11 protein-coding genes are annotated in these 18,707 nt (G+C 59.9%); all 11 read left to right on the forward strand.

The genetic code is table 11. From position 1 onward, the window contains the following. Nucleotides 1-2: 2 nt before the first annotated feature. The 11 genes from U4Y91_RS12095 to U4Y91_RS12145 all read left to right on the forward strand — a co-directional run bounded on the left by U4Y91_RS12095 (nucleotide 3) and on the right by U4Y91_RS12145 (nucleotide 18,705). Nucleotides 3-5,741 (forward strand): glycosyltransferase, encoded by a 5,739-nt coding sequence (locus tag U4Y91_RS12095; RefSeq protein ID WP_321805250.1) that lies wholly within the window; start codon nucleotides 3-5, stop codon nucleotides 5,739-5,741. A gap of 124 nt (nucleotides 5,742-5,865) precedes the next feature. Further along, nucleotides 5,866-7,257, forward strand: a complete 1,392-nt coding sequence (locus tag U4Y91_RS12100; protein ID WP_321805251.1) for a BNR-4 repeat-containing protein — start codon at nucleotides 5,866-5,868, stop codon at nucleotides 7,255-7,257. A gap of 344 nt (nucleotides 7,258-7,601) precedes the next feature. Beyond that, nucleotides 7,602-8,771 carry a nucleotide sugar dehydrogenase gene (locus tag U4Y91_RS12105; protein WP_321805252.1) on the forward strand — a complete coding sequence of 390 codons (1,170 nt, stop codon included), beginning with the start codon at nucleotides 7,602-7,604 and terminating at the stop codon, nucleotides 8,769-8,771. After that, the gene (locus U4Y91_RS12110) at nucleotides 8,768-9,880 is read left to right on the forward strand and encodes a glycosyltransferase (protein ID WP_321805253.1); all 1,113 of its coding nucleotides are present in this window, start codon (nucleotides 8,768-8,770) and stop codon (nucleotides 9,878-9,880) included. The genes U4Y91_RS12105 and U4Y91_RS12110 overlap by 4 nt, the downstream gene beginning before the upstream one ends. Beyond that, nucleotides 9,877-10,428: a hypothetical protein gene (locus U4Y91_RS12115; RefSeq protein WP_321805254.1), complete on the forward strand. Its 552-nt coding sequence runs from the start codon at nucleotides 9,877-9,879 to the stop codon at nucleotides 10,426-10,428. Before U4Y91_RS12110 ends, U4Y91_RS12115 begins: the two co-directional genes overlap by 4 nt. Before the next feature lie 2 nt (nucleotides 10,429-10,430). After that, nucleotides 10,431-11,405 (forward strand): polysaccharide deacetylase, encoded by a 975-nt coding sequence (locus tag U4Y91_RS12120; protein WP_321805255.1) that lies wholly within the window; start codon nucleotides 10,431-10,433, stop codon nucleotides 11,403-11,405. Next, nucleotides 11,402-12,742: a glycosyltransferase gene (locus U4Y91_RS12125; RefSeq protein ID WP_321805256.1), complete on the forward strand. Its 1,341-nt coding sequence runs from the start codon at nucleotides 11,402-11,404 to the stop codon at nucleotides 12,740-12,742. The genes U4Y91_RS12120 and U4Y91_RS12125 overlap by 4 nt, the downstream gene beginning before the upstream one ends. Then, nucleotides 12,723-13,808, forward strand: a complete 1,086-nt coding sequence (locus U4Y91_RS12130) for a glycosyltransferase (RefSeq protein ID WP_321805257.1) — start codon at nucleotides 12,723-12,725, stop codon at nucleotides 13,806-13,808. Before U4Y91_RS12125 ends, U4Y91_RS12130 begins: the two co-directional genes overlap by 20 nt. Before the next feature lie 15 nt (nucleotides 13,809-13,823). Further along, on the forward strand, nucleotides 13,824-15,299 hold the full coding sequence (locus tag U4Y91_RS12135) for a glycosyltransferase (protein ID WP_321805258.1): 1,476 nt from the start codon (nucleotides 13,824-13,826) through the stop codon (nucleotides 15,297-15,299). Between the two features lie 1,086 nt (nucleotides 15,300-16,385). Beyond that, the gene (locus U4Y91_RS12140; protein WP_321805342.1) at nucleotides 16,386-17,171 is read left to right on the forward strand and encodes an SDR family NAD(P)-dependent oxidoreductase; all 786 of its coding nucleotides are present in this window, start codon (nucleotides 16,386-16,388) and stop codon (nucleotides 17,169-17,171) included. A gap of 1 nt (nucleotide 17,172) precedes the next feature. After that, nucleotides 17,173-18,705, forward strand: coding sequence for an LTA synthase family protein (locus U4Y91_RS12145; RefSeq protein WP_321805259.1), 1,533 nt, complete (start codon nucleotides 17,173-17,175; stop codon nucleotides 18,703-18,705). Nucleotides 18,706-18,707 lie beyond the last annotated feature (2 nt).

Here is an 18,707-nt window from a genome sequence, read left to right on the forward strand (position 1 = left end):
ATATGAAAAATCTGGATACGTCTCTCGCACTTGGCAACGCATCGATGCGGGCGGGAAACTTCGAAGACGCTATTCGCCACTACGCAAGGGTGTTGCTCAAGGCTCCGGGGTTGGCCAAGCACATCTCGGCGAATTTCGTTTTGGCGCGGAGGAAGTACCTGAGAGAGCGCCAATGCGTCAAAAAACCGCGTGTAGGCGTATGCGGTTGGGATCTCGGGCGCAATCCCGCCGGGCGTGCGTACACGCTGGCCATGTTGTACGAAGACTTCGCGGACGTGGAAATCGTCGGCAGCATATTTCCGAAGTACGGGCGACAGATCTGGGAGCCTATTCGAGGAAGTCGGATCGCGAAGCATTGCTTCGTGGCGGACGACGAGTCGCGCTATATCGATCAGGCGATCGAACTCGTTGCGGACCATCCTTGCGACATCGTGCATCTGTCCAAGCCGCGAGCCCCGAATATCTTCCTGGGGATTCTCTACAAGCTGATTTGGGGTGCCAAGGTCATCGTTGACGTCGACGACGACGAACTTGCCTTTTTCGGCGACGACGCGTCTGTCGGCATTGACGAATACATCCAGAAACACCATCAACTGCCTGCTCTAGCAGACCTTGCGGGGAAGAACTGGACGCGTCTGGCCGTCGGGCTTGCCGAGTCTTTCGACGGCGTTACTGTTTCGAACACCGTTCTCAAGCAGCGCTACGGCGGCCAGGTCATTCAGCATGCGCGGAATGAAAAGCTCTTTGATGCATCTCCGGAGTTCAAGCGGAAGTGCCGGGAAAAGCACGGTGTGCCGCAAGAGAAGAAGGTCGTACTGTTTTTCGGTACGCCGAGGACGCACAAAGGGTTGCTTGAAACAGCCGAGGCCATAGCTGCACTCAAGCGGAATGACTTGGTGTTCGTCATAGCCGGCGAATTCTCCGATGCGGCACTGAAGGCGAGATTGCAAGCGATTGCCGGTGTCGAATACCTTTTCATCGGCAATCAACCCATCGGAAGTGCTCCAGAAATCGCTGCGGTAGGGGACGTCTGCGTTCTGTTGCAGGATGTCGGTTCGGCCGTTGCACAGTGTCAGATTCCGGCCAAGCTCTCTGACGCGTTGGCCGTCGGCATGCCTGTTCTGGCAAGCGAGACCCAGGCGCTGGCCGATGTCTTTGCGCGAGGCGCGCTTCTGGCGGTCACGCCAGAAACGTTGAGTGTCAAGCTGGGGCAGGTATTGAGCGATTCCGGTACTGCTGACCGCTTGAGCGAGGCCGGGCGTGCCTATTTTCATAGCGAGCTTGGTCACGACACAAATGTGCTTCGCCTGCGTCAGGCTGTCGAGCAACACCGCAATTTACCCCTGTCGAAAGGCGGTGAACTCCTTCTCAACAACCTGGACGCGAATGTTCGCGGGACGCTGCAATACCTGTTGAACGCCGTAGACGCAGGCCATCCGGGATCTGAGACAACGAATGACCGGGGTGGCGTAGACACACGCCAGCTCGCAACTGGGGACGCCGCTGGATCGGCAAGCGCTGGTCCGTGGGCGAACGCGGGGCGCGGCGGCGTGTCCGGTCGAATTGCCGTCGTCGTCCACTATTTTTATCCGGAGATCTGGCCGGAAATTTGTGGGCGATTGGAGCGAATCGGTACCGCTTTCGACCTTTTTGTGACGGCACCTGTCGAACTCGCGTCGAGCGCGCACGAAAATGTTCTTCGCAGTTTCCCGAATGCGCGATTCGCCTTTGGTCCCAATCGCGGGATGGACATCCTCCCATTTCTCTCGTTGATTCCTACGTTGATCAACGAGCGATACATGGCTGTGTGCAAGATTCACACCAAGCGCGGCTATGACGAATCTGCGGTGGTGTGGCGTAATGTGATGCTCGACAGCTTGCTGGGTTCCGACGACTCCTTTTCCTCCGTGGTTCGCGCATTCGATGAGCATCCGGAACTCTGCCTGGCAGGACCAGCGATGCTGTATCAGTCGGCGCCCAGACTGATGTACGAGAACAAGACGAACGTTTCGCGCATCTTGAGGGAGAGCTACGGGAGGGACATTCCCGAGACGGACTGGGGATTTTTTGCGGGAACGATGTTTTGGGTTCGTCCCGAACTGCTCGAAAAAATTTGCGGGTATGCAACCTTTCATATCGCGGACCAGCAGGCTGCGAATCATAAGGACGGAAAACTCGAACACGCATTAGAGCGCGCATTCGGGCTACTGCCGACCATTTACGGAGGCAGCGTCGGCCTGCTGCACGGCTCGAGCAGCGGCGAAGGAAATTGCACGCTTCAGTTGACGAACAATTCCGCTTTCGTCGGCAAGGCTGACGTAGGTGCCGCTCTTGCGCATCGAGCTGGTCTTGCGCGATATGTGGACGCGATCCGGAAGGCGGGGGTCTTTGACGAAGCACTTTACAGATTTCAGTATTCCGAAGAACTGCCGATGGATGTCGATGCGTTGGCGCATTACCTTCTGATCGGTTGCTTCAGCGGAAAGCGTCCGGTCAAGTCATTCAGTCCGACACAATATCTGTCTCAGAATCAGGATGTCAGGCGACACAGGGTCGAGCCGTTGTTCCATTATCTGTCCAGCGGTGCGCGGGAGGGCAGGTTGCTGTTCAGCGAGCCTGAGAAGGAGCCGCAGTTTCGGTTCGAAGTACTGAACAGGACGTTGATCGACTGGAATCGGCTCGCCGCGGAATCTCGGAAGCCTCGCACGCTCGACGTGTCTATCGTGATTCCGGTGTATGGCCAACCCGAGCTCACCGTGAAATGCGTGGAATCGATATTGAACGCGGATTCTACGCTGTCGTGGGAAGTCATTCTCGTCGACAATGGCAGCGACCCAGTTACGGCGGCGCAGGTTGAAAAGCTCAAGAGCGGTACGCGGGTCAAAGTCGTGCGAAATTGGGAGAACCTGAATTTCGCCCTTGGCTGCAACGTCGGCTTTGCGCACGCAAGCGGGAAGTCGGTCGTGTTTCTGAACAACGATACGACGGTCACGAATGGATGGCTGGAAAAATTGGTGCAGCCCCTTGCGGATGCAAAGGTCATGGCCGTCCAGCCCAAGCTCCTGTTCCCGGACGGAACGCTGCAATGTGGCGGGGTGGTGTTTTCGCGATGGAGTGCCCTCGGCTATCCGATATATGTGGACTTTCCCGGGGATGCCGAGTGCATCAACAAGAGTCGACCATTCCAGGCCATTACGGCTGCCTGTATCGCGCTGCGCAGCGAGGATTTTGCGGAAATCGAAGGATTCGATCCTGTATTCATCAACGGGCAAGAGGACATCGATCTATGCCTCAGGCTCAGAGAGCGCTTTCGTGGACATTGTTGGTACGCCGCAGACTCCACGGTGATTCACTACGAAGGCAAGACGCCCGGCCGCGGAAAATATATTGCGCACAATCGAGCAAAATTCATTGCGCGATGGTCGGAAAAGCACACGCCCGATGACTTCTCCTACTATGCGGAGGATGGGTACGTCGTGAAGGAGTGGCGAGTCGATTCGGAAAGAAATCTGGAGAGGGGCATCGCGGTCTATCGTCCTGCGGTCGCTCGCGCCGAGACACGGACCACCCTTGACCGCGAGCACGCCGTGTCCTGGCCTATTGCGGATGTGTCGGGTGATGCTGTAGTGCCTAAGCGAGACACGTTTGTCGGCGGAAAGCAGGCGATCCGGCCGGATGCGCCGTGGCTGCTCCTGTGCGCGCACGCGGCCGGAACGCAGTTGTTCGGAGGTGAGCGAAGCTTCCTGGATATGCTCGTCGCGTTGAACGGATGCGGTTTCAACGTCGTTGCAACCTTTCCGGGTTTCGGCAATGAGGAGTATCTGGCAGAGGTTCTACAGTACGTCCATGCGCTGTATGTTTTCGAGTATCACCACTGGCAAAAAGAAGTACCGATGTCGCGATCTGCCGTGGAACGATTCTCTGCCATCGTTAAAAAGCATTCGATCGATGCCGTCTACGTCAACACGATCGTTATCCGGGAGCCGTTGCTGGCTGCTCGGGAGTGCGGCGTGCCCAGCGTCGTTCACGTGCGGGAAATGATTTCGAACGATGAGCATCTTTCGAAGGCGATCGGGATGTCGCCCGAGGACATCGCCCGCCACGTGTATGCGAGCGCCGACTACGTCGTGGCGAACTCGAGGACGACTGCTCAGGCGCTGGGACACCCGGATCGCACGTTCGTAGCACCAAACGTGGTCGATCTGACGTGTCTTGATGTGCCCAACCCCATTGATCCGGGGGAGATCACATTCGCGCTGATCAGCAGCAATATCCCGAAAAAGGGGATCTATGATCTCGTCGAGGTGGCTCGAATTTGCGAAAGGATCGCCCCGACGGCGAGATTCTGGTTGGTTGGGCCAGAGCGAAAGGAAATAAGCGAGCTCATGGCGTTTCAGGAGAGTGGGCGGATTCCGCGAAATGTGGTTTTTGCTGGATACAAACAAACGCCTCGTGAGGCGCTAGTGGGTGTCAATGTGGTCCTCAACCTGTCGTTGTTTGCCGAATCGTTCGGACGAACGGTAGCCGAAGCGCTATCGGCAGGACGCCCCGTTATCGCGTACGACTGGGGTGCATTGGGTGAACTCGTCCAATCTGGGAAAACAGGATTCTTGGTTCCGTATCGGGATGTTGCACAGGTTGCACAGAAGGTCAGGGCGTTCTGTGCGAACCCGGCACTGATAGACACCTTCGGCGAGGCAGGGCGGCAATTTGTCCTCGAGAAATATACCCCTGCAACGCTTCAGGGCAACCTCGGCAAGGCGTTCTCGAAAATTCTCGGACGAGAGCCGGTCGTGGATGAAGTATCGCGGGCTGCAGACCAAGCCAAGCAGATGCTCAAGCTCGCGACGGAAAAATACGGGCGTTTTCCGTCGCACGCAGTTAATCGGGATGTCACGGTAATCGTTCCTGTATATAACGCACTGAACGAGTCGATAGCGTGCATCGAAAGCGTTATCGCAAATACGGACCCGCAACATACGCGCTTGCTCGTCATCGATGATGGAAGTCCGGATCAGCAAGTGTTTCCCGTTCTCTCGAAATTCGACGGCGTGGGCAATGTGACCGTCGTTCGTAACGAGCGAAACATCGGTTATACGAAAACGGTCAATAGAGGGCTCGAGCTTGCCGGTACGGATGACGTCGTTCTGTTGAACAGCGATACGGTGGTGACGTCGAATTGGCTACTTGGACTGAGAATCGCAGCGTATGGGCCCGACTCGGTCGGCACGGTGACTGCTATGAGTGACAACGCGGGCGCATTTTCGTTTCCCGTTCCAGGTCGAGCGAATCCGAAGCCGGACAGCATGTCGTATGACGAATATGCGTCCGTGGTTCTGACGGGGAGTACCCCTAAAGATCCGATCGAGCTTCCGACCGGCAATGGCTTCTGTATGTATATCAAGCGGGAACTTGTCGACAAAATTGGTACATTTGATGAGGAAGCATTTCCGCGAGGCTATGGAGAGGAAAATGATTTCTGCATGCGTGGACTGAAGGCAGGCTATAAAAATCTTCTGTCTCCGTGGTCGTTCGTATTCCACGTGCGAACTGCCAGCTTCAAGGGTGAGAAAGTCAAGTTGGTTGCCGAAGGTAATGCCGCACTCGAAAAATTGCATCCTGATTATCCGGGGCGAGTTCGGGAAGCATTCTCGTCTCCGGCAATCAAAGACCTGCATAGCGCTGTTCAGGCGGCGGTTCGTGAATACGATCTGAGAGCTGCGGAGTTTCGTCAAATGTAGGAAACGCAAGGATCGGTACAGGCAAGTCGCTGGGGTAAGTGGAACTCTTGCGAAATTTGTAGCGTCAGTTTGAAGAGTTCTTGAACGATGGGAAAAGTGGTTTTTGCTCAAAAGAGGGGTTGAGATGCCGAGATATTTGATCGGATGTCTTGCTGTGGCAGCGGCGATGGCTTGTTCAACCTCGTCGTTTGCAGGCAGCGACATCGATACTTGCAAGGTTCTGCCGCCAGAACTGCCGATCGATCAGGTCTGGGGGAGCGCGCACGTCGAGTTCGCTTCTCTCGAAAGCGAGAAATTCGTCTACGTTGCCTACTACGACGCTGATCGCTGGCTCACCGTTGCGCAAATCAATAAATGCACCGGTGACAAGGAGAAAGTCAGGGTTCCGTCTCGCTTCGAGGGGTGGGACGAGCACAACTATATTTCCCTCGTGCTGGACGACAAGAACCGGCTGCATGTATCGGGGAATATGCATGTGTCTCCATTGATTTATGCCCGAACAGACGGCCCGGATCGATTGACTGGACTTGATGCGCTACGACCGATGACCGGAACGGACGAGACTCGAACAACCTATCCGTATTTTTTTCGCTTCGCTGATGGCGCGCTCGGATATTCATACCGATCTGGCCGGAGTGGCAACGGTATTGAATTGATCAACCGGCTGGAAGGTTCGCGATGGGTCCGCTGGACAGACCAGCCGATCTTCGCTCCGAACTCGGGAAAGAGCACGGTCAACGCTTACCATTCGGATTACCAGTTAGGGCCGGACGGCTTCTTCCACGTAGCCTGGGTTTGGCGGGAGACCTACAGAGTCGAAACCAACTTTAACGTCAGTTATGCGAAGAGCTCTGATCTGCGCACCTGGAGGAATAGTCGAGGAGAGGTTGTACCATTGCCTATCACGCCAGCCACAGCTGAAGTTGTGGACGCCATTCCGAAGGGTAGCGGACTGATCAACAATGTCCGGATCGGGTTCGATGCAATAGGCCGCCCGGTCATCTCATACCTGAAATTCGATTCGACCGGTGCTACACAGTTGTTCCACGCCAGACGAGAGAACAACGGGTGGAAGTCAGTGCCAGCGACCCAATGGACCTATCGGTGGGACCCGAGGGGCGGCGGAACGATTCCGAGTGAGATCAATTTCTCGGGCGTGAAGATGAGAAGCGGTCGCCTGATCGAACAGGTTCATCAACGGGATATCGGTACGAAGACGTTTGCGTACGATGGCGATTCACTCAAGGCTCGACAAGTGCTTGGTGCAAGCGTATGGGCGCCGACAATTGCCATCAAGGATCGTCAGGCCCCGAAGGGCGCCGAGCTGAATGTTCGTCCTGTCGCCATTGGGGATGCGGCACCTGATAGCGCCGACGCCAATTATGCGATTTCGTGGTTTAGCTTACCGGCGGACAATAGAGATCGCCCGAGGGACTGCAAGTCTGAGGTGCCGTGTAACTTCGTCTCTGATCTGGTGTTGAAAGCGATTCGGACGTCACATGACGCCGCGAACTAGCGAGTGAAGCGGCCACGGATTGTGGAGGTTGCGGATCATGTCGCGGAAGCGGGTGCGTTGCCGCATGTCAGAGGGCTCCCGTTTCGCAGTTGAGTGTGACGATGTGGTCGGTTTGATCCTGTTGGCACTGGAGGCTGGCTCTGAAAGCGCGGCATTCAAACGCAATGTCGGGCACCGCTGAATTTGAACAGACTTCCCCTGGACGACGGCCCATTGGCCTCGGCCGTTGGGGGATGTTTGCAATGGAATGAAGTTGCTTTTCGTGGCACGGATCGCCTATGGGTGCGCTTGTCCTGGCCGGAAGGAAGGCAGCGGATTTCTTTATCTGTCTGAGAGATGTTTGCATGAAAATCGCTATCGCCGGCACAGGCTACGTCGGCCTGTCCAACGCCGTCCTGCTGTCGCAGCACAATGAAGTCGTGGCTCTGGACATCGTCCCCGAGAAGGTGGCGATGCTCAACCGCAAGGAGTCGCCGATCGAGGATGCCGAGATCGAGGACTACCTGCGCCACAAGGATCTGAACTTCCGCGCGACCCTGGACAAGGAAGACGCGTACGCCGGGGCCGACTACGTGGTGATCGCCACGCCGACCGACTACGATCCGGATACGAACTACTTCAACACCCGCTCGATCGAGGTCGTCATCCGCGACGTGATGGCGATCAACCCGCGCGCGGTAATGGTGATCAAGTCGACCATTCCGGTCGGCTACACCGAGCGCACGCGTGCGGCACTCGGCACCGACAACCTGATCTTCTCGCCGGAATTCCTTCGCGAAGGCAAGGCGCTGTACGACAACCTGCACCCTTCGCGGATCGTGATCGGCGAGCGTTCCCGGCGAGCCGAAGCATTCGCCGATCTGCTGAAGCAGGGGGCGATCAAGCAGGACGTTCCGACGCTGTTCACCGGCAGCACGGAAGCCGAGGCGATCAAGCTCTTCGCGAATACGTACCTGGCGATGCGCGTGGCCTATTTCAACGAACTGGACACCTACGCCGCGCAGCACGGTCTCGATACGCATCAGATCGTCGACGGCGTCTGTCTCGATCCGCGCATCGGCGCGCACTACAACAACCCGAGCTTCGGCTACGGCGGCTACTGTCTGCCGAAGGACACGAAGCAGCTACTGGCCAACTATCGCGACGTGCCGCAGAACCTGATCCGCGCGATCGTCGAGTCGAACAGCACGCGCAAGGACTTCATCGCCGAGAGCATTCTCAAGCGCAAGCCGAAGGTTGTCGGCATTTACCGTCTCGTGATGAAGGCTGGGTCGGACAATTTCCGCGCGTCGAGCATCCAGGGCGTCATGAAGCGCATCAAGGCCAAGGGCGTCGAGGTCATCGTCTACGAGCCGGCATTGCACGAATCGACGTTCTTCAATTCGTCGGTCGTGCACGATCTGGCCGAATTCAAGCACTCCGCCGACGTGATCGTTGCAAACCGCCTGACCGACGATCTGACCGACGTCGCAGCCAAGGTCTACACGCGCGACCTGTTCGGCGGGGACGCATGATCGACCAGCAGTCCGGTCACGCGGTAGGCGCGGCGAGCGCGTTGCCGCGCATCCTGTTCTTCAACGTGAACGGCTCGGGCATGGGCCATCTGAACCGTTGCCTCGCATACGCGCGTCGCCTGCGGGGCCGCGCTCGCCCGTATTTCTTTTCGCTGGCGTCGGCGATCGAAATCATCGAGGAGATGGGATTCGAAGCGGACTACTTCGTTTCGCATTACTGGTCGTCGAGTTCGACGTTCGGCTGGAACAGTGAACTGGCCGTCCGATTGGGCCTGATGCTGGAGCGGGTACGTCCGGATGCGGTCGTATTCGACGGCACGTGGCCGTTCAAGGGTTTGCTGACGGCCAGCGAAATGTATGGATCGCCCGTCCTCGTGTGGTCCAATCGCGGGCTGCTCAAAGCCGATACCAAGGCGGTGCCGGTGGACGAATCGTTGTTCGATCTCGTGATCCAGCCCGGTGAACTGGGTGCGGCCGAAGCACGCGCGGCCCTGACGAACGGCGGCACGCGGCTGACGGTTCCGCCGGTTTGCCTGCTGGAGGACGACGAGTTGCTCGACCGAGGAGCGGCGAGAGACGCGCTTGGCCTGCCGCAGGCGGGCCGCTTCGTCCTCTTTTCGCTCGGCCCGGGCAATCTGAAGGATGTCGCCGGCATCGGGCACGGACTGATCGCCTCTTTCGAGGCGGCCGGTTTCCAGGTGGTCTGGGCGCGTGCGCCCATTTCGGTGCGTGACGTCGAATTGCCGGCCGGCGTATTGCCGGTCTCGGTCTATCCGTTGGCGCGCTATCTGCGTGCGTTCGATGCATTTGTCGGCGCAGCGGGCTACAACACCTGCTGCGAACTGGTGCAGTCGGGCGTTCCCGCGCTGCTGGTGCCCAACGCGCAACTGGTGGACGATCAGGTGCGTCGCGCACTGATGGTCGCCGACGTGATGCCGGCTGTCGTTTCGGCGTGCGAGACTGAACAGGAACGCAAGACTGCCGTCGACGCGCTGCTGGACCTGTTGCCCGATGCAGGACCGGCGCAGCGCGCGGTGCCGATGAACGGCGCGTCGCTCGCGGCGGACGAGATCATCGCCAGGATTGCTGACAAGAGGCGAACGCATTGAGCATCATCGACCAAACCCGAACCTTGAGGCGCGAGTTGCGTGCGCTGGCGGCGAGGCCCGACTGGACGTTGCTGACGCGCCACGACCTGCTCGCCGGGAAACCGCCTGCCACGCTGAAGGAGCGCGCGTGGCGCGGTGCCAGGCGCCTGCTGGCCACGTTGGGCGTGATTCCGCCTCACGTGACGAAATATCCGTGGCTGTCGACCCTGAAGCACGCACCGGTTTCGGCCGAAGCGAACACGCTGCTGATCTGGGCGCCGGGTACGGAGCGCGATGCACTGCGCCGTGCGTGCGAAGGATTTTCCGCGCGGCTGAAAGGTAACGATGCGCTGGCGCCGGTACTGGTGACCGACGTGGCCGATTTCGCCTTCTATTCGCGGCTGGGCTGGCTGGTGGAATACCTGCCGGAATTGAGCGGCGAGGACCGTTCCTATCGCGAGAGAAAGCGCGCGTACCTTGCGTGGCGCTATCGCGATGCGCGGATCGTGCCGCCGGCCGTGGCGCAGGCCAACGACGCCGACTGGAAGGCACTGGTGGAAGTGAACTGAACATGATGGATAGAAATCGCTATGCCATGTTGACGGTGGATACCGAGGCGCTGCCCAAGCGCGCCACGGAGGATCACGTCAAACGGCTGATGTGGGGTGTGCACGAGAAGGGACGGGCGGGGGTCGGTGAAATGGCTTCCATCGGCGACGAGTTCGGCGTCAAGCACGTGTTCTTCGTGGACCAGTGCGGCGCATATGCGTATCTCGACGAGACGAAGGACGTCGTGCGCCGACTGGATGCCGCAGGGCAGGACGTGCAACTGCACACGCATCCCGAATACCTGCCGGACGCGTTCTGGGCCGAGCACGGCCTTGCGCGGCGTCCGCAATACATGAACCAATACACGGACGATGCGCGTGCGGAGTTCGTGATTCGCCACTTCGGCGGGCTGATTTCGGCGGAAACGGGCAAGCCGGTGCTGGCGCACCGTGCCGGTTCGTTCCGCTGGAACGCGTCGACGATCCGGGCGCTGAAGTCCACCGGCGTACAACTGTCGTTCAACAATTCCCTGTGCGCCGTCCATGCCGGGCAGTGCAACTACAGCGAGCCCACGAATCTGCCGTTCCAGTGGTCGAACGGCGTGATCGAGGTGCCGATGACGGAAAAGAAGATCCTGCCGAAGGTCGGCAAGGAAGAATGGTGGGCACGCCTGACTTACCCTGAGTCGCCGTATTTCCGGTTCCGTCCGTGGTGGGGCAAGCTGCTGCTCGACGCGTTCAGCGGCAGTCCGACGTTCTCGATCTTCCTGCTCCATTCGTGGTCGCTGCTGTATTGGGACGAAAACGGGCACGCGACCTACCGGGACGACCAGCGCGTCGAAGGCTACCGCAAGCTGCTGTCGCGGCTGACGAAGGACTACGACGTGATCACCACGGCGGAATTCCTGGACCTGCAGGCCCGAGGAAAGATCCGGACCACGCATACGACCGATCTCGCCCATGCCGAACTGAGGGCGGCCGGGGCGGTGAAAGCATGAGCACGATGCTCGATTCGTTGCAGACGGCGTTGACCGAGCCGCTGCTCGCGATGAGCCGTCGACTGACGGCGCATGTGCTCGAGCGCAAGTTGAAGCAGCGTTCGCGTGGCGTGCCGTTCGTCGGTGATCCGGACAGCATGCTGTACGTGGCGGCGAGCGCGTTGCCGTATCACACGAGCGGCTATACGACGCGCACGCACGAAGTCGTTCGTGCCTTGGCCGCTGCGGGCGGTCGCGTGCATCCGTTGACGCGGCCCGGTTATCCCGGCGATCGCGTGGATCGCCTGACGGATGTCGCGGGAAGCGACACGCAGGTCAGCGAGGTCCGGTATCTGCATGCGAGCGCACCGTTGAACAACCGGCCGGTGCTGATGTATGCGTTGCAGGCGGCGCCGGTCATCGCGCGCGTGGCCATGCAGCATCGCGTGTCCGTGATCCACGCGGCGTCGAATCACGTGAACGCGCTGCCCGCCCTGCTGGCGGCACGGCAACTGGGCATCCCGTTCCAGTACGAGATGCGCGGGTTGTGGGAGTTGACGCGCATCTCGCGCATGCCGGAATACGAAGGGCGCCAGGGGTTCGCGCAGGGGCTGCAACTGGAGGGCCTGGTGGCCCGTCACGCGGACAAGCTGTTCGTGATCTCGGCGCAGCTGGGGCGGTTCGCGCGGGACCGCTGGGGGATTGCCGGCGAGCGGATGCATCTGCTGCCGAATTGCGTGGACCCCGAGCGGTTTACGCCGTCGGCACCCGAGGAGATCGACGCGGACACGATCGGCTATGCGGGTTCGCTGATCGGCTATGAAGGGCTCGATACGTTGATCGATGCGGTCGGGCGGTTGATCGGGGAAGGGCGCACGGTGCGGGTCGAGATCGTCGGAGAAGGCGAGGCACGGCCGGCGCTGGAGGCACAGGTCCGGCGCCTCGGATTGTCGGAGCAGGTTCGCTTTCTGGGGCGAACCTCGCCCGAGCAGGCGCGCAGGACGCTCGGCCGTTGCGCGCTGGTGTGTATTCCGCGCAAACCGTTCAAGGTTTGCGAGATCGTGCCGCCGATCAAGCTCGTGGAGGCGCTTGCGATGGGCAAGCCGGTGATCGTGCCGGATTTGCCGGTGTTTCGCGACGAACTGGGCCCGAGTCCGGCCGGCTGGTTTTTCAAGGCCGGCGATGCGGTCGACCTGGCGCGGGTCATCGATGCGGCGCTGTCCGATCGCGGCACGCTCGCGGCGTTGCGCGGTCAGGCGAGAGAATACGCGGCCACGCAGCGCCGCTGGCGCGAATTTGTCATGAACGCACTGCCAATGTCGCAGGGTGAGGGGTTAAATGGTCGGCAGGGTCATTAGAAAACTGGGTTCGTTGGTCTACGACTACCCGACGGTTGCCGAGGACGTGGAGCAGGCAGGGCGCTTCGGGCGTCTGAAGATCGCGCTCGTCACGGATTACTTCACGGCGGATTGCCTGTCGGCAGAATGCCGCGTGCGCACCATGACGCCTGCCAACTACGCGGACGTGATCGGCAACTGGAAGCCCGATCTCGTTCTCGTGGAATCGGCGTTTCATGGCGTGGACGGAAGCTGGCGCTACGAGCTGGCGCGACAGTCGCCGCCGATGCGCCTGAGCAAGCCGACGGCGATCTTTCGCCTGGTCGACTTCGCCAGGCGCGCGGGTGTGCCGACCGTATTCTGGAACAAGGACGACGGCGCGTTCTTCGACACGTTCATCGACGTGGCGAAGGTATTCGACTACGTGTTCACGACCGACGAGGAGTGTCTCGACCGGTATCGGCAGCAGGTGCCCGCGCATGTGCCGGTGAACACGCTCGTGATGCCGTATCAGCCGGCGTCACATAACTTCACGGGCTTCAATTTCGTGCGCAACGAGGCGTGCTTCACGGGCAGCTATTACCGGCGCATCCTGAACGAACGCCGCCGCTTTCTCGACATGGTGTTCGACACCTGCGAGCACAGCAATCTGCCGCTCAACGTATTCGACCGCAATCACGATCGCCTGTCGCGCTTCTTCGAGTTTCGCTATCCGAAGAAGAGCGGGCTGCGCGTGCATGGCAAGGTGCCGCATCGGGAAACGGCGCATGTGTACAAATCCCATGCGATTTCGATCAACGTGAATTCCGTGACGGGCTCCGAGACGATGTTCTCGCGGCGCCTGGTCGAAATCCTCGCGTGCGGCGGCATCGCCGTGACCAACGCGAGCCGCTCGGTCGACCGGTACTTCCGCGGGTTCTGCCATGTGATCGATACGCCTGATGAGGCGCGTGAGTTGTTTTCGCGGCTTCGGCACGGTCCGTCGCAGGACGATCTGGACCGAGCCGAGGCAGGCGCACGCTACGTACGGCAAAACCATACGTGGGCGCACCGGCTGGAGGAAATCTGCGCCGTCGTGAAGATCTGAGGAGAAGCGGTCACGATGCTCGCGCTGCTCTCCTATGCTGCCCAGCTGGTGTTCCTGCTGGTGGTGCTCTATTTTGCGCTGTACGTGCTGCTCGAACTGCGCGTGCTGCTGATTTCCCGCAAGGTCGAACGGCGCAAGCTGACCGACCTGGCGCAGCCCGTCCGGATTTCCGAAAACGGGTTTCATCCTCGGGTCAGCGTGCTGCTGCCGATCTGCAACGAGTCCGAGGTGGTCGAGCGGCTGATCGACGCGGCCTGCCGGCTGACCTATCCGCCGAACGAGATCGAGATCCTGGTGCTCGACGACTCGTCGGATGCGACGACGAAACTGGCACGGGCGAAAGTCGATCGCTACGCCGCCGACGGAATCAACATCCGGCTCGTCAAGCGTCAGTCGCGAACGGGCTACAAGGCCGGCAATCTGGTCAACGGCATCCAGCAGTCGTGCGGCGAGTTCTTTGCGATCTTCGATGCGGACTTCGTGCCGCCGGCCGATTTCCTGCTGAAGACCATTCCATGCTTCACCGATCCGAAGCTCGGTTTCCTTCAGACCGGCATCGGCTACGAGAATCGCGACGCGTCGTTTTTGACGCGCTTCCAGGCCATGGAAATGGGCCACCAGCAGTACGTGACGGTAGGGCTGAGCGAGGACGGCGACATGGCTTCGCTGAGCGGCAGCTCGTGTGTGTGGCGCAAGGAGTGCGTTGACGCATTGGGCGGCTGGAATGCGTCGACGGTCACCGAAGACGTGGACCTCGGCTATCGCGCGCAGTTCGGTGAATGGAAATACGCGTATCTGCGAGAAGTCGTTTCCATGTCGGTGCTGCCGGAGACCATCAGCGCGTTTCGCATTCAACGGGAACGCTGGGGGCGCGGCCTGATCCACAGCGGGTTCAAGCATGTCGGGCAAATGTTGTCGCAAAGCATGCCGCTGATGAAGCGGATGCACGCGATCTCGGTGATGTTCTCGTCCGTGCTGCTGGCTTCGATCTATGTGCTGATCCTGCTCAGCCTCCCGTTGACCTGCCTGGTGCATTTCGACGGCGAGGGTATTCATCTCGGCGCATTCGCCTTTTTTGTACTGGTGGCAATCTGGGCGCTTGCGAATGCGTTTGGTTCACGCAAGGGCGCGAGATTCGACGACAAACCGAGCGTTCTGAAAACCGTATGGGATACCTACCTTTATATCGCGATGTTCTTGCCGATGGCCTGGTATTACTTTGCGGGGGGCGTGCGCGCCGTTTTTGGCGTGTATAGCGGTTTTCACCGCACACCAAAAGGCAAGGAAGCCTATCGTTCCACGATGCCGCGCATCAATGCAGTTCTGCTGGCCGGAGAAATCGCCACGTTTTCCTATTCGCTCGTGACGATTTTGCTGGCGATTCAGAAGAAGAACTACGTTCTGATTCCGCTCAACGTAACGGTTTGCGTCGGCTTCGGGATGGTTCTCTATTGGTCGTGGCGAGAGCGCCGTGCCCGTGAGCAATCGTGATTTCAGTGCGCGTAGTCGAATCAGTCCAAGTGAAGGGCGAGAATTGCCGATTCGTTAAGGGCACCTTCCTTTCTTCCATGTGGCCTGCGTAAAGCGATTGTCAGTATCGAAGAAGCACCGATCTTTGCACGACGAGGGAACGTGCCATAACAATCGATACCATCAGACGAATTCCGCACGCCGCCGATGCGCTGGCCGGCAGCTCGACCGAGGGCAGTGCATTCACTTTTACCGATGGCGCGGCCGTCCGGTTGCGCTCGCTTCGCCGGTCTGGCGCCGGTCGAAGGCGCCGCCTGACGATCTCCATACATAGTTCAGCGAATCAAGCGAGTCGAAGGATCATCAAGATTTGCAAAGAACATTCGAGGAATTCTATCCGTCCCAATTGGACGGGGCAGAATGCCACCAGACAGCCTTTCGTCGAACTCGCCAGGTCCGAGGGTACGTCTGACAAATAGCCGGAAAACTTTAAGAATTGCTTGCAGGATGGGCCGCATGCAGTCCGCCGCGTGGCGTCGCGCGCATCGGTTATCTGCGCGATTAAAAGCATCTTGAGGATGGGTCGCTACCGGACGGTCAGGAGAGCGGTTCGGCATTTTTTTCCGATATTTGTACTTCGGGAATCGGTGTGCGGCCGGTACTTGAGGATTGCAGGCAACGCGAGTTTCTACCTTTACATGGAGCAGGACGGCCGGCGCACGTCTGATGTAAGCGGTTGTAACACGTAAGGTATTACTCGAATATTAATATTGATGTATGATCGCGTCGGCGCGTTGTAAGCTTGTGGCCAACTGCCTTTCGCGCCGCGCAAATTTCCATGTGGTGCCGTTCGCTGCATGGTCCGCACATTTTTTCGCAACCCTGATTCGGGCGGTCGCACGTCGTCACGTCGATGTGCCTTATCAGTGCGTGGCATGTTGCGGGCATAGTCAAATCAAACGCAATAAATCGACAATGTTGTCCGCTGCTTGGTCGAAATATCAGGCAGCGCTTGGCGCTTGGAGATCGATAACCAGACGGCCGCTGAAAAACAATGTTCGTTTAAAACGATGGAAAAACAGCAATATTCGCAACCGGGGAGGGCAGGTGAGCGCAAACGGGCCACGAGCAATCGTGATAACCGGCAGTAGTGCCGGGCTTGGGCGCGCGCTGGCATTGAGTTATGCCGCGCCCGATATCACGCTGGGGTTGATTGGCAGAAATTCGGCACGGCTGGAATCCGTCGCTGCAGAATGCCGCGCGCGCGGCGCCCGCGTCGTGATCGGCTGCATGGACGTGCGCGATTCGGCCACCGTCCAGGACTGGATGATCGATTTCGATACGCGATACCCGATCGAATTGATGATTGCGAATGCGGGCGTCGCCAGCACGCTGCAGTCCGCCGACGACTGGGAGCACATGGCGCGTACCGCCGACGTCGTCGATACCAACCTGTACGGCGCACTGCATGCGGTGCTGCCGGTCATCGACCGGATGCGCATGCGCGGGCGCGGACAGATCGCGGTCGTCAGCTCGCTCGCCGCATTGCGGGGCATGGCCATCTCGCCCGCCTATTGCGCGAGCAAGGCGGCGCTGGTCGCCTACTGCGATTCCGTGCGCCCGATCCTCGCACGCGAGGGCATCGGCCTGTCTGTCGTGATGCCGGGTTTTGTCCGCACGGCGATGAGCGACGTCTTCCCGGGCAGCAAGCCGTTCATGTGGAGTGCGGACAAGGCCGCCGGATACATCAAGAAGCGCCTCGCGCGACGCCGCGTGGAAATCGCATTTCCGTTCAGTCTTGCCTTCGGCATCAAGTTGCTGCGCCTGCTGCCGGCCACGCTGGCGGATGCCATTCTCGGTCGTCTGTCCTACCTCCCGCGCGGGAAGGCGTGACGTGCTGCCCGGATTCGCGTTCGCGGCTGCCGCAGCCGCACTCTCATTTCTCGTAGAGGCCATCGCGTATCCGCGCGCGTCGCTCGCCCGTTCGCCGGCGGCGATCGCACTGCATGTCTGCGCGTTCGCGATCGTGGCGGGCGCGACTTTCGCCGTGACGGCACGGCCGCTTTTCTCGACATCCGTCGCCCTCGTGCTGATCGCCTTGCTGGCGGTCATCAGCAACGCAAAATACGAATCCCTGCGCGAGCCCTTCGTCTTTACGGACCTGAGCCTGTTCAGCCAGGTCTTCGCTCATCCGCGTCTCTACCTGCCGTTTCTGAGTGCCGGCAAGGTGCTCGGCATCGCTGCCGCCGTGGCGGTCGCGACGGCCGGGTTTCTGCTCGAACAATCGGCCGGCACGACGGCGCGTAGCGCCGCCGCACTGATCGCGGCCGCTTGCGTGCCGGTCTGCGTCGCGCTGTCGCGTCGCATGCCGCTGACGCTCGACCCGATGTCGGACCAGCACCGGACGGGTTTCTTCGCGACATTCGTCGCTTATCTCGTCAACGGGCTGCGGCGCGCGGAACGCAATGCGTTCTTTCGCGCGGTCGATGCCGGGCCATTCTCCGGCGGCCGTCCGGACAGCACGCCGGACGTGATCGTCATCCAGAGCGAATCCTATTTCGACGCGCGCCGTCTCGGCGCAAGCGTGCTGTCGGAGCCTTACGCGAACCTCGATCGCGTCCGCAGAGAAGCATTCATGCAGGGCAGCCTGGACGTTCCCGCCTGGGGCGCCAATACGATGCGCAGCGAATTCGCGATGCTGACGGGATTGCCGTCGGCGGCGCTCGGCTATTCGCGCTTTTATCCGTACATGTACGTGCGCCGCGCGTGCGCGTCGCTGGCGGGCTGGTTCAAGCAAGGCGGATATCGCACTCTCGCGATTCATCCGTATCACGCCGACTTCTTCGGGCGCGACCGGGCATTCCGGTTCATGCATTTCGACCGCTTTCTGGACATTCGGGATTTCGGCGGTGCGGCGCGAATCGGGCCGTATATCGGCGACGGTCCGGTGGCCGATGCGATCATCGCGGCCCTCCAGGCGCATGACGACAGGCCGGTATTCGCATTTGCGATCACGATGGAAAACCATGGCCCGCTGCATCTGGAGTCGGTCGGGCCGGGTGAGTCCGAATCGCGGCATACGCTCGGCGACGACGCGCGCTGGCGCGACCTGACCGCCTATCTTCGACATGTCGAGAATGCCGACGGCATGATCGGCAAGCTGACTGATTATCTCCGCATGCGGGAACGACCGACCGTGCTGTGCTTTTACGGCGATCACGTTCCTGCTTTGACTTCGGTGTTCGACGCGCTCGAAACCGAACCGACCAATAGCGACTACTTTATTTGGCGCAACTTCGCGAACGATTTCGGCGAGCAACGAAACGTTCGCGTCGAGAGTCTCGGTGCCGCGATACAGCGCGCGATGGTGCACGTCGATTGCACGCGCGCCGCTTCGCCGACCGGGATGCTGCAGACGCCGGCGTGATG

Source organism: Burkholderia sp. BCC1993 (assembly GCF_905339865.1).
Lineage (GTDB): Bacteria > Pseudomonadota > Gammaproteobacteria > Burkholderiales > Burkholderiaceae > Burkholderia.

Excerpts from the sequence above, each read along its gene's own strand:
- U4Y91_RS12105 (WP_321805252.1), top strand. The coding sequence starts at position 7,602 with ATGAAAATCGCTATCGCCGGCACAGGCTACGTCGGCCTGTCCAACGCC.
- U4Y91_RS12120 (WP_321805255.1), top strand. The coding sequence starts at position 10,431 with ATGATGGATAGAAATCGCTATGCCATGTTGACGGTGGATACCGAGGCG.
- U4Y91_RS12135 (WP_321805258.1), top strand. The coding sequence starts at position 13,824 with ATGCTCGCGCTGCTCTCCTATGCTGCCCAGCTGGTGTTCCTGCTGGTG.
- U4Y91_RS12130 (WP_321805257.1), top strand. The coding sequence starts at position 12,723 with ATGGTCGGCAGGGTCATTAGAAAACTGGGTTCGTTGGTCTACGACTAC.
- U4Y91_RS12100 (WP_321805251.1), top strand. The coding sequence starts at position 5,866 with ATGCCGAGATATTTGATCGGATGTCTTGCTGTGGCAGCGGCGATGGCT.
- U4Y91_RS12125 (WP_321805256.1), top strand. The coding sequence starts at position 11,402 with ATGAGCACGATGCTCGATTCGTTGCAGACGGCGTTGACCGAGCCGCTG.
- U4Y91_RS12095 (WP_321805250.1), top strand. The coding sequence starts at position 3 with ATGAAAAATCTGGATACGTCTCTCGCACTTGGCAACGCATCGATGCGG.
- U4Y91_RS12110 (WP_321805253.1), top strand. The coding sequence starts at position 8,768 with ATGATCGACCAGCAGTCCGGTCACGCGGTAGGCGCGGCGAGCGCGTTG.